This window comes from Pseudomonas sp. H3_C08 (assembly GCF_054669455.1).
Map to the genome: position 1 here is coordinate 5,403,130 of NZ_CP162803.1, position 10,776 is coordinate 5,413,905.

Annotated in this window: 6 protein-coding genes; 4 read left to right on the plus strand and 2 right to left on the minus strand. The window is 62.1% G+C overall.

Features of this window, described 5'->3' with window-relative positions:
• Positions 1-2: 2 nt before the first annotated feature.
• Positions 3-497, plus strand: coding sequence for a GNAT family N-acetyltransferase (locus AB4N74_RS24670; protein ID WP_186620848.1), 495 nt, complete (start codon positions 3-5; stop codon positions 495-497).
• A 42-nt stretch (positions 498-539) separates the two neighbouring features.
• Here AB4N74_RS24670 and AB4N74_RS24675 read toward each other — a convergent pair whose 3' ends face one another.
• Both AB4N74_RS24675 and AB4N74_RS24680 read right to left on the minus strand, forming a co-directional pair.
• Positions 540-851, minus strand: a complete 312-nt coding sequence (locus tag AB4N74_RS24675) for a DUF6916 family protein (protein WP_093440242.1) — start codon at positions 849-851, stop codon at positions 540-542.
• Positions 852-905: 54 nt separating this feature from the next.
• Positions 906-1,493, minus strand: coding sequence for a phage tail protein (locus AB4N74_RS24680; protein WP_099757665.1), 588 nt, complete (start codon positions 1,491-1,493; stop codon positions 906-908).
• 238 nt (positions 1,494-1,731) lie between these two features.
• Between AB4N74_RS24680 and AB4N74_RS24685 the strand changes: the two genes are divergently transcribed.
• The 3 genes from AB4N74_RS24685 to AB4N74_RS24695 all read left to right on the plus strand — a co-directional run bounded on the left by AB4N74_RS24685 (position 1,732) and on the right by AB4N74_RS24695 (position 10,772).
• Positions 1,732-3,312 (plus strand): glycosyltransferase family 39 protein, encoded by a 1,581-nt coding sequence (locus tag AB4N74_RS24685; RefSeq protein ID WP_460097481.1) that lies wholly within the window; start codon positions 1,732-1,734, stop codon positions 3,310-3,312.
• Positions 3,313-3,462: 150 nt separating this feature from the next.
• A complete protein-coding gene (locus AB4N74_RS24690) occupies positions 3,463-4,308 on the plus strand; it encodes a sulfotransferase family protein (RefSeq protein ID WP_093440257.1) in 846 nt (281 codons plus the stop codon).
• A gap of 56 nt (positions 4,309-4,364) precedes the next feature.
• The gene (locus AB4N74_RS24695) at positions 4,365-10,772 is read left to right on the plus strand and encodes an Ig-like domain-containing protein (RefSeq protein ID WP_460097483.1); all 6,408 of its coding nucleotides are present in this window, start codon (positions 4,365-4,367) and stop codon (positions 10,770-10,772) included.
• The last annotated feature ends 4 nt before the right edge of the window (positions 10,773-10,776 follow it).

The following is a 10,776-nucleotide window of genomic DNA, read 5'->3' on the forward strand; positions in this document are numbered from 1 at the left end:
CGATGGCGGACAACGCAGCAGTGGCGGCAGACGGATTGGTGGTGCGACCTTCGCGGGCAACCGACGCGCCATTTTTGCAGGGCCTGTATCAGACGGCGCGGCCGGACCTGCAATGGGTCGACGGCGAGCAGGAACAGGTGCAGCAACTGGTCGCGCAGCAGTTTCAGGTGCAGGAGCAGGGCATGGCCGACAACTACCCCAACGCCATGCACTACGTGGTAGAAAAACTCGGCACGGCGATTGGCGCGTTGAGTACTGATTTCGGCGCCAACGAGATTCGCGTGTTGTACCTGGCGTTCATTCCGCAGGCGCGTGGCCAGGGTTTTGGGCGGGCGGTGCTGCAAGGCGTGCAGAAAGCCGCGCAGCAGATTCGCTGCCCGGTGGCGACGGTGGTCTGGACCAGCAATCCCCATGCGCGACGGCATTACCTCGCGCTCGGGTTTGCGGTTGAAGAAAGCAACCCGGCGGCGGAGCGACTGGTCTGGTATCCCCAGTAATCTCCGTGCAGGAGCCGCCGAAGGCTGCTCCTTGGGTTCGGGTCAGTTGAAGGTGATGTGGAAGTAAGCCAGCTCTGGCGGCCGCCCCATCGGTGGTACGCGCGACACGAAGATGCCGTCCACTCGCCCCAGTTCAGGCAACTCCAGTGTACATAAACCATCGACGAATTCAGTCGCTTCCAGGCTGCTCAGTTCGACGCTGAATGGCATGCGCTCGCTGTAACGCATTTGCGCCAGCGGTTTCTCTGCGAGTTCGCCGATATGGATTTGCAATGCGCTGCCATCGGGCAGATACAGGGTGCCGATCCGCCCGAGAAGGGCCTGGAAATGTTGGCTTTTAACCGATTGCAGCATGGTCTCGCTCCGGCAAAGAGGGGAGCCGGGGGAGGGTGATCCCCCGGTGGTCGATCAGTTACGCGAAGGGAAAATACCGTTCAGCGCGATGCTGAAGTTCATCACCAGATACGGGTTCATGATGGGCAGCGGCAAGCCGTTGCCAGTTGGCGAGATTGTGCCGCTGATAGTGGTGGCCGCGCCTTTGAGCGGAACGGGTGATGCGCCCTGAGCATCGGAAAAGATATTCGCCAGACCTGGTCCGGTCCCCGAAGCACCAATGTAGGCGTTGGTCGCGGTCGGCGCGCCCGCCGGATTGCTGGCCGGGTTGGCCAGTTGCACGGTGGTGGTGGCGGTGAGGCCGGCGAGGGTGTGAGTGTGGTTCGGCAGGTTGTTGAGGGTGGCGGTGACTTGTTCGGCGCCGGAGATTTCGCCCATGACTCTCGGCGTCAGGCCCCCGCCATTGCCTTGGCAGATCGGCATGCGGCTCTGCAGGTTGGGCAGGCCGAAGTTGACGGTACCGTTGCCGCCGTAGGTGGTGCCGAGCAATGCAAACAACGCCTGGTTCTGGTTGATGCCGATGATCTGACCGTTGCACAAGGCCCAGCCGCTGGGCGCGTAGTTGAAGGCAAACGTCAGAACAGTGCCCATGTAAACGTCCATAAAGTCCTTATCCTTCTGATTGGTTGTCGGCGGGCCGCTAGTGGGATCAGGCTGGTGCTATTGCCTTGGCACTCCGTGGCCAGGTCACGCCACGCCAGAGCGTAGACGCGGATTGGCAAGGTTGCCGGGTGTCGTGAAGTCGCAAATCGGCATCGACGGTTCTCCTGCGCCTGACCTAGAGTGACTGGCAGGTTCGGGCTCATACAGGCGTGGTGTCGTGGCACGGCAAGAGGAAGCGATGGCGGTCAACAGAGTGACACCGGTGGGCGACACACAGGATCCGCATGCGACGCCGGGTTCGTGGTTTGTCCGCTTGCCCTTGATCCGTTGGGCGAGGGAGCACTGGCTGCTGCCGATCCTGCTCTTGGCCGCCGCTGTGCGTTTTTACGACCTGACTGCGGCGGCGATCTGGGGCGACGAAGGTTCCAGCCTGCTACTGGCGCGCTACTCGCTGGGCGATATCTGGCGCCACGCGGCGTTCGATGTGCATCCGCCGCTGTACTTCATGCTGCTGCATGGCTGGATCGAACTGTTCGGCGACGGGATTTTTGCCATTCGCTGTCTTAGCGCTCTGGCCGGCCTCGCCGTAGTCGGAATGGGTATCTGGCTGGTGGATCGCTTGGCCACGCGCCGCGCTGCGATCCTCGCCGGCCTGCTGCTGGCGCTGTTGCCGACGGCGGTGCGCTACAGCCAGGAAGTGCGCATGTATTCGCTGCTCGGCCTGTTGTTGATCGCCGCGACGCTGGCGTTGGTCTACTGGATCCGCCGGCCGCAGCGTCATCGCTATCTGGCGGTTTATGCGCTGTTGATGACGGCGGCGTTCTACACCCATTACTTCGCGGTGCTGGCGGCGCTGTGTCACTGGGTTTATCTGGGAGTAATCCGGTTCCAGCGCGGCTATCGCTTGCGGCAAATCCAGCGCCCGGGCTGGTGGCTGGCGAATCTGGCCATCGCGGCGTTGTACCTGCCGTGGCTGCCCAACCTGCTCGATCTGACGCAGCACATGGAACAACTCAAGGTCGGTGGCGATGTCGGCTGGGAAGACCCGGTGACGCTGGCGTCGTTGCCGTCGATGATCTGGACATGGCTGATCCAGGATGACGGCGAACATCTGCCGTTGCTGGTGTTCGGCGCGTTGCCGCTGGCATTGCTGCTGCTGACGGCGGTGGCGGTCATTCGTGATCGCAGCGTGTCGCGCGGCAGTGTCCTGCTGGCGTTGTACACCGGCTTACCGCTGTTGCTGGTGTTTGCGGTGTCGTTCATCACGCCGGTATTCATCGAGCGCTATCTGACCGCCTACGCCTTGGGTTTGCCGCTGCTGGCGGCGCTGGCCATCGACCGTTTGTACAGCCGCGTGCGGGTCCTCGCGTTGGCGGTGCTGGTGGTATTGCTCGGGGTGGAAATGGTTGGTCTGAACAACAACGCCGCGGTCGACAGCAGTGATCAGTTCGATCGCGTGGTGAACTACGTCAATCAGCATTTCCAGCCCGGAGATCGCATCATCACCAGCGACATGCTCTGGTACTTGAGTTACGTCTACTACGATCGCACCGACGCACAGGTGCGGCTGTACACGCCGCCGGCTGCAGACGGCCGCTCGACGCGGCCGAATCAATATGGTTTCGGTACGCTGGTCAGCGACGATGTCTACCTCGACAGCCTTGCCGAGGTTTCTGGCAACGCGCGGATATGGCTGGTCGGCACCCAGGATGACCCGACAGAGTTTGCAGCGCTGCCCGCCACTTGGCAGATCAGCGCGCAAGTCCATGCGGGCGGGGCACAAGTGCGCTTGATCACGCCGAAATCCGCAGCCGAATAGCGACTGTTCAGACTAAAACGTTTCACCTTTAAATCCGCGATAAAAAATTAACTGGTTAGTTTTTTTTGCTCTGAATTGATATCAAAACACTACTAGTCGCAGGGGGGTTGTTGGACTACGCTTTGTCGGACAAAGGGACTTTTGATCAGGGTGAAGGGATTGCAGCAGTTCCACTTTATCTCCGGCTTGCCGCGCTCAGGCTCCACCCTGCTTTCTGCGATTCTTTTGCAGAACCCGCGCTTTCACGCCGGCATGACCAGCCCGGTCGGATCGCTGTTCGCCAGTGTCCTCGAGCAATGCAGCGCCGGCAGTGAATACGGCGCGGTAATTGACACCGACATGCGCCGTCGTCTGTTGCGTGGTCTGTTCGACTCCTACTATGCCGACAAGGCCGACAAACCGGTGGTGTTCGACACCAATCGGCAGTGGAGCTCGCGCCTTCCGGCGCTCAACGATCTGTTTCCGCAAGCCAAAGTCATCGCCTGCGTACGCAACGTCGCTTGGGTCATGGACAGTCTTGAACGCTTATACCGCGCCAATCCCTTTGAAAACACCAAGCTGTTTGGCGATGCCGTCGAGCGCAACACGGTGTACAGCCGTTGCGAAACCCTGGCTCAGCGCAATCGCCTGGTAGGTTTTGCCTGGGCTGCGCTCAAGGAAGCCTATTACGGCGAACACGCTGACTCACTGCTGATCATCGATTACGACTTGTTGACCCAGGCGCCGGAGCGCGTGCTGCGGCTGGTCTATGAATTTATCGGTGAGCCCTGGTTCGAGCACGATTTCGAACATCTGGCCTATGACGCGCCGGCGTTCGACCAAGGCCTTGGCCTGGCTGGCCTGCACAAGGTCAAACCCAAGGTGGCCTTGCAGTCACGGCGCACCATTCTGCCGCCCGACCTGTTCAAGCAATACGCTGATTTGTCCTTTTGGCTCGATGGCTCAGCCAGCGCCGCCAATGTCATTCGTATGAAATCCGACGCCGCGATCAGTTGATCGCGGCGTTTTTCATTGATGCCTTACGTACCTTCGTTCGAGTTCGGGTGAGCAACATGTGGTGGAGCATTTTTGGCGGTGCAAAAGTCAGGTCTCGGGCAACCGCAGGTCAGCGTTCGCTGGCCTCGCCGATGATCATGTCGCTGGAGCCGCGCATGCTGTTCGACGGCGCGGTGGCCGCCACCGTGGCCGATACCGCTGCGCAAGCCGACAACCATGCACCCACCGCTGCCGATGCGGCCAAGGCGCCGGCAGCCGATCATCCCGTAGCGAGTAAAGACACCCACGGCCAGGCTGATGCCACGCCGGCGGCCAGCCCGGTCGCGGTGCCCGGTCAGAGTGTGGTGTTCGTCGATTCGCGGGTGAAGGATGCCGACAGCCTGCTGCAAGGCATTGCTCCCGGCACGCAAGTGGTGAAACTCGACGCCAGCAAGGATGGTTTGCAACAGATCGCCGACTTCCTTGATCAGCATCACGGCGTCAGCTCGGTGCAGATCATTGCCCACGGCAACGCCGGTGACTTGTGGCTGGGCAACAGTTATCTCTCGGCAGACAACGTCGCCCAGCGCAGCGCGGTTCTCGCGGAAATCGGCAAGGACATGAATGCTGGCGGCGACATCCTGATTTACGGCTGCTACACCGCCGAAGGTGATCGTGGCTTGAGTTTCGTCGATTCGCTGGCGCAGTTGACCGGACGTGATGTGGCCGCTTCGAACAATCGCACCGGTGTCGGCGGCGACTGGGATCTGGAGATCGCCACCGGCACCATCGAAAGCGCCAACGTGCTGTCGAGCAAAGCCATGAGCGAGTACCAGTGGGGCCTGGCCACCTGGACGGCGACCAACAACCTCAACTCGGGTGTCGGCTCCCTGCGCGCGGCGCTGGCTTCGGCGCAGAACGGCGACATTGTCACGTTCAGTTCCGGCATGACCGTTCAGCTCACGTCGGAATTGCTGATCAACAAGAACATCACCGTCGATGGCGACCTGAACAACGACGGCGTCGCCGACGTGACCCTCGATGGTCAGTACAAAACCCGCGTGGTGGAAGTCACCTCCGGCAGCACCGTGACTCTCGACGGCCTGGTGATCACCAAAGGTCTGGTGGCGGGCAACGGCGGTAATGGCGGCTCGGCGGCGGCGGGCGCCATGGGCGGCGGCATTTTCAACGCCGGCACTCTTACCCTGAACAACGTCACCGTGACCGCGAACGCCGCTTCCGGCGGTGGTGGCGGCGGGGGGGTGACCGGCGGTTATGTCGGCGGTGGCGGTGGCGGTGGCGCGGGTATCGGTGGCCAGACCGGTGGCCATGGTGGTTCGTCCGGCCCAGCCACCGGCACTTATGCCGGCGGCGCAGGCAGTGCCAATGCCGGCGGTTATGGCGGTGGTTACAGCCCGACCGACATGGGCGGCCGAGGCGGCACCAGCACCGGTGGCGTGGGCGGCAATGGCGGCAACGCCGGTGCCGGTTACAGTCATGGCGGCAATGGCGGTTCGGCGAGCAACGGCAGCCTGTCGATTGGCGGCGGCGGCGGTGGTTCCGGCTGGGACAAAGTCGGCGGCGTCGGCGGCAATGCGGCGGGCGGTATCTACAACGCTTCGAGCGGCACCCTGAAAGTCATCGGCACCTCGGTCATCAGCAACAACATTGCTGCCGGCGGCGGCGGTGGTGGTGGCGGTGGGGTCGGCAGCAACGGTGCCGATGGCGGTGCCGGCGGTCGCGGCGTCGGGGCGATCTGGAACAACGGCGGTGTGGTGCTGATCACCGCGAGTAACTTCGCGGCGATCAGCGGCAACGGCGCCGCCAGCGGTGGCGGGGGTCTTTCCAACGGCGGTTCGACCGGCACGACGCCGAGCGCACTGGTGGGAATCTACAACAACGGCGGTACGCTCAACACCGCTTACGTGGAACCACCCACCGCCACCGTCGTGGTCGCCGATACCGCGCTGAGAATCGGCGAAACGTCGCTGGTGACCATCACCTTCAGTCGTGCGGTCAGCGGTTTCACCAACGCCGACCTGACCATTGCCAACGGCACGCTGACCAGTGTTTCCAGCGCCGACGGCGGAATTACCTGGACAGCGACCTTCACGCCGACCAACAACATTACCGACACCACCAACCTCATCACCCTCGACAACACCGGGGTCACGGCCGTGTCCGACAGCGTGGCCGGTGTTGGTACCACCAACTCGAACAATTACGCGATCGATACTCAGCGCCCGACCGTGACCATCGTCATGGCCGACACCGCGCTGAAAATTGGCGATACATCTCTGGTGACCATTACCTTCAGCGAAGCGGTATCCGGTTTCACCAACGCCGACCTGACCATTGCCAACGGTACGCTGACCAACGTCAGCAGCGCCGACGGCGGCATCACCTGGACGGCGACGTTCACCCCGAACGCGAGCATTACCGATGCCACCAACCTGATTACCCTGGACAACACCGGGGTGGCGGATCTGGCCGGCAACGCCGGCAGCGGCACCACCGATTCAGCCAATTACGCGATCGACACCGTGCGTCCGACAGCGACCATTGTCGTTGCCGACACCAATCTCGCGGCAGGCGAAACCTCTGTGGTGACCATCACCTTCAGCGAAGCGGTGAGCGGCTTCACCGCCGCCGACCTGACGGTGGCCAACGGCACCTTGAGCGGACTGAGCAGCAGCGACGGCGGCATCACCTGGACCGCCACGCTGACGCCAACCACGAGCGTCACCGACACCACCAACCTGATCACTCTGGACAATACCGGTGTCAATGACCTGTCCGGCAACGCCGGTACCGGCACCACCGATTCCAACAACTATGCGATCGATACGCTACGACCGACGGCAACCATCGTGGTCGCCGACACTGCGCTGAAAATCGGCGAAACGTCGCTGGTGACCATCACCTTCAGTGAGGCGGTCAGCGGTTTCACCAACGCCGATCTGAGCATTGCCAACGGTACGTTGAGCGCAGTCAGCAGCGCTGATGGCGGCATCACCTGGACGGCCACTTTCACGCCGACCAGCAGCATCACTGACGCTACCAACCTGATCACCCTGAATAACAGCGGGGTCGCGGATCTGTCGGGCAACGCTGGCACTGGCACCACCGACTCGAACAATTACGCGATCGACACCGTGCGGCCGACCGCCACCGTGGTGTTCGCGCAAAACACTTTGAAAATCGGCGATACCTCGCTGGTGACTATCACCTTCAGTGAAGCGGTGAGCGGTTTCACCAACGCCGACCTGACCATCGCCAACGGCACCCTGACGGCGGTCAGCAGTGCGGACGGCGGGATTACCTGGACGGCGACGTTTACGCCGAGCGCGAACATCACCGATGCCACCAACCTGGTGACGCTGGACAACACCGGTGTCGCCGACCTGGCCGGTAACGCTGGCAGCGGCACCACCGATTCGAACAATTACAGCATCGACACCCAGCGGCCGACCGCGACCATCGTGATCGCCGATCCTGCCCTGAGCGCCGGCGAAACCTCACTGGTGACCATCACCTTCAGCGAAGCGATCAGCGGTTTCAGCAACGCCGACCTGACCGTGCCCAACGGCACGCTCACGGCGGTCAGTAGCGCGGATGGCGGCATCACCTGGACAGCGACGTTCACGCCGACCGTGGGGGTCAACGACACCAGCAATATCATCACCCTGGCCAACACCGGGATCGCTGACCTGGCCGGGAACGCCGGCACGGGCACGACTAACTCGGGCAACTTCACCATCAACACCGTGGCACCGACCGCGACCATCGTCGTCGCTGACAACAGCCTGACGATTGGTGAGACGACGACGGTGACCATCACCTTCAGCGAAGCCGTCAGCGGTTTCAACAATGCCGACCTGACGATTGCCAACGGTACGCTGACGGCGGTGAGCAGCAGCGATGGCGGCATCACCTGGACGGCGACGTTCACGCCAACCAGCAACATCACCGACGCCTCCAACCTGATCAGCCTCGACAACAGCGGCGTGCAAAACGCCTCCGGCAACGCGGGCAATGGCACCACCAACTCCAACAACTACGCCATCGACACCCAACGTCCAACGGCAACCATTGCACTCGCCGACTCGGCACTGGGCGTCGGCCAGACCACCACCGTGACCATCACTTTCAGCGAGGCGGTCAGCGGTTTGACTCTGGCCGATCTGACTGTGGCCAACGGCACGCTCTCCGGATTGAGTACGTCGGACAACATCACCTACACGGCGACGTTTACGCCGTCGGCGGGCATCACGGACACCAGCAACATCATCACCCTGGACAACACCGGCATCACTGACGTGGCGGGCAACACCGGCAGCGGCACCACCGACTCGGGCAACTATGTGATCGACAGCCAGCGCCCTACCGCCACCATCGTTATCAGTGATACCGACTTGCGCCCAGGCGAAACCGCGCTCGTCACAATTACCTTCAGCGAGGCGGTCACGGGCTTCGACAATTCCGACCTGAGCGTCGCCAACGGCACGCTGAGCAACGTCTCGTCGAGCGACGGCGGCATCACCTGGACCGCCACGTTTACCCCGACCATTGGCCTCAGCGATGCGACTAACCTGATCGTGCTGAATAACGCTGGCATCAGCGATCTGGCGGGCAATGCCGGCACCGGCACCACCAACTCGGCCAACTACGCGGTGCAAACCGAAGTGCCGACGGCGACCATCGTCGTTGCGGACACCTCGCTCAAGGCCGGCGAAAGCTCGACGGTGACCATCACCTTCAGTGAAGCGGTCAGCGGTTTCAGCAACGCTGACCTGACCATCGCCAACGGCACCTTGAGCAATGTGGCCTCCAGCGACGGCGGCATTACCTGGACCGCTACGCTGACGCCGACCGCCAACATCACCGACACCAGCAACCTGATCACCCTCGACAACAGTGGGGTGACCAACGCTTCTGGCAACAGTGGCGTCGGCACCACCGATTCGAACAATTTCGCCATCGACACGGCGTTGCCGACTGCAACCATCGTGGTCGCCGACAATCGCCTGGGCATCGGTGAAACCACCACAGTGACCATCACGTTCAGTGAAGCAGTCAGCGGTTTTGACCTGTCGGACATCAGTGTCGCCAACGGCACATTGGCGAACCTGACCAGCAGCGATGGCGGCGTCACCTGGACCGCCACGCTGACGCCAACCGCCAACGTCAACGATGCGACCAACCTGATCATCGTCGACACCGCCGGCGTGCAGGATCTGGCCGGCAACCTTGGCGCCAGCATCGCCATTTCCAACAATTACGCGCTGGATGCGACCCGGCCAACGGTGGACATCGTGGTCGCCAATTCGCACTTGGGCATCGGCCAGACCACCACGGTGACCTTCACTTTCAGCGAGGCGGTGAGCAATTTCGACTTATCCGACCTGAGCGTGACCAACGGTGATCTGAGCAACCTCAGCAGCAGTGATGGCGGCAAGACCTGGACCGCGACCTTCACGCCGACCGCCAACGTCAGCGATCCGAGCAACTTCATCGCGCTGGACACCAGCAACGTCACGGATCTGGCCGGTAACGTCGGCAGCACGGTGGCGGTGTCGAACAACTACGCACTCGACAGCGAACGGCCCACGGCGACGGTGGTGATTGCCAATCCGAATCTCGGTCTCGGCCAGACCTCCCAGGTAACCATCACCTTCAATGAGGCGGTCAGTGGTTTTGATCTGGCGGACATCAATGTTGGCAATGGCACCTTGTCCAACCTGAGCAGCAGCGACGGCGGCAAAACCTGGACCGCGACCCTGACGCCGAATGCCAACGTCAACAGCGCCAGCAATGCCATCAGCGTCAACAGCGCCGGGGTCAGTGATCTGTCCGGCAATAGCGGCAGCGGTGTCAGCAGCTCGAACAATTACGCGATCAACACCGTGCCGGCGGTCGTTCCTCCCACTACGCCAACCAGTGTGGTGATTCCCGATCCACTGATTCGCAGCAGCGATCCGGTGGCGCCGCCACCGCCGCCGAACGTGCGGTTACAACCGATCATTTTCACCGCGCCGACCGGCGATCTCGGCTCCCCGCTGACCTTCGCGCCGCTGTTCGAGCAACGGGTGATCGGCAATGGCATCCGTCCGCTGGGCGATATTTTCATGAATCACGGAGCCCTCAGCCCGAGCTTCATCGCGCAAGTGTTCAGCAGCAGCGACAGCGGCGCTGATGGATCCGGTCACGGCTTCCTTGGTTTTGGCGGGGGTGACGGCGGCGTGTTCGGCAGCAGCACACTGGCGAGCCTGTTCAATCAGGACAGTGCCGCCGAGCGCGATTCATTGAATGCGTTCGGCAGTCAGTCACTCAAGGCGGGTGATGTTTCTCAAGGCCTGCGCGGCGTGTTTGGCGCGCCGACGCTGGGCCAGCAACTGCAACAACTCAAGGACAACGAACAGCACCGGGTCGACAACCTGGCGGTAGCACTGCAACAGGTCGGCATCAGCGAAATATCGGCCTGAAAAA

What these genes read in the sequence shown, in the direction of transcription:
- AB4N74_RS24670 (WP_186620848.1), top strand. Translation starts at nt 3, where the DNA reads ATGGCGGACAACGCAGCAGTGGCGGCAGACGGATTGGTGGTGCGACCT.
- AB4N74_RS24685 (WP_460097481.1), top strand. Translation starts at nt 1,732, where the DNA reads ATGGCGGTCAACAGAGTGACACCGGTGGGCGACACACAGGATCCGCAT.
- AB4N74_RS24680 (WP_099757665.1), bottom strand. Translation starts at nt 1,493, where the DNA reads ATGGACGTTTACATGGGCACTGTTCTGACGTTTGCCTTCAACTACGCG.
- AB4N74_RS24675 (WP_093440242.1), bottom strand. Translation starts at nt 851, where the DNA reads ATGCTGCAATCGGTTAAAAGCCAACATTTCCAGGCCCTTCTCGGGCGG.
- AB4N74_RS24695 (WP_460097483.1), top strand. Translation starts at nt 4,365, where the DNA reads ATGTGGTGGAGCATTTTTGGCGGTGCAAAAGTCAGGTCTCGGGCAACC.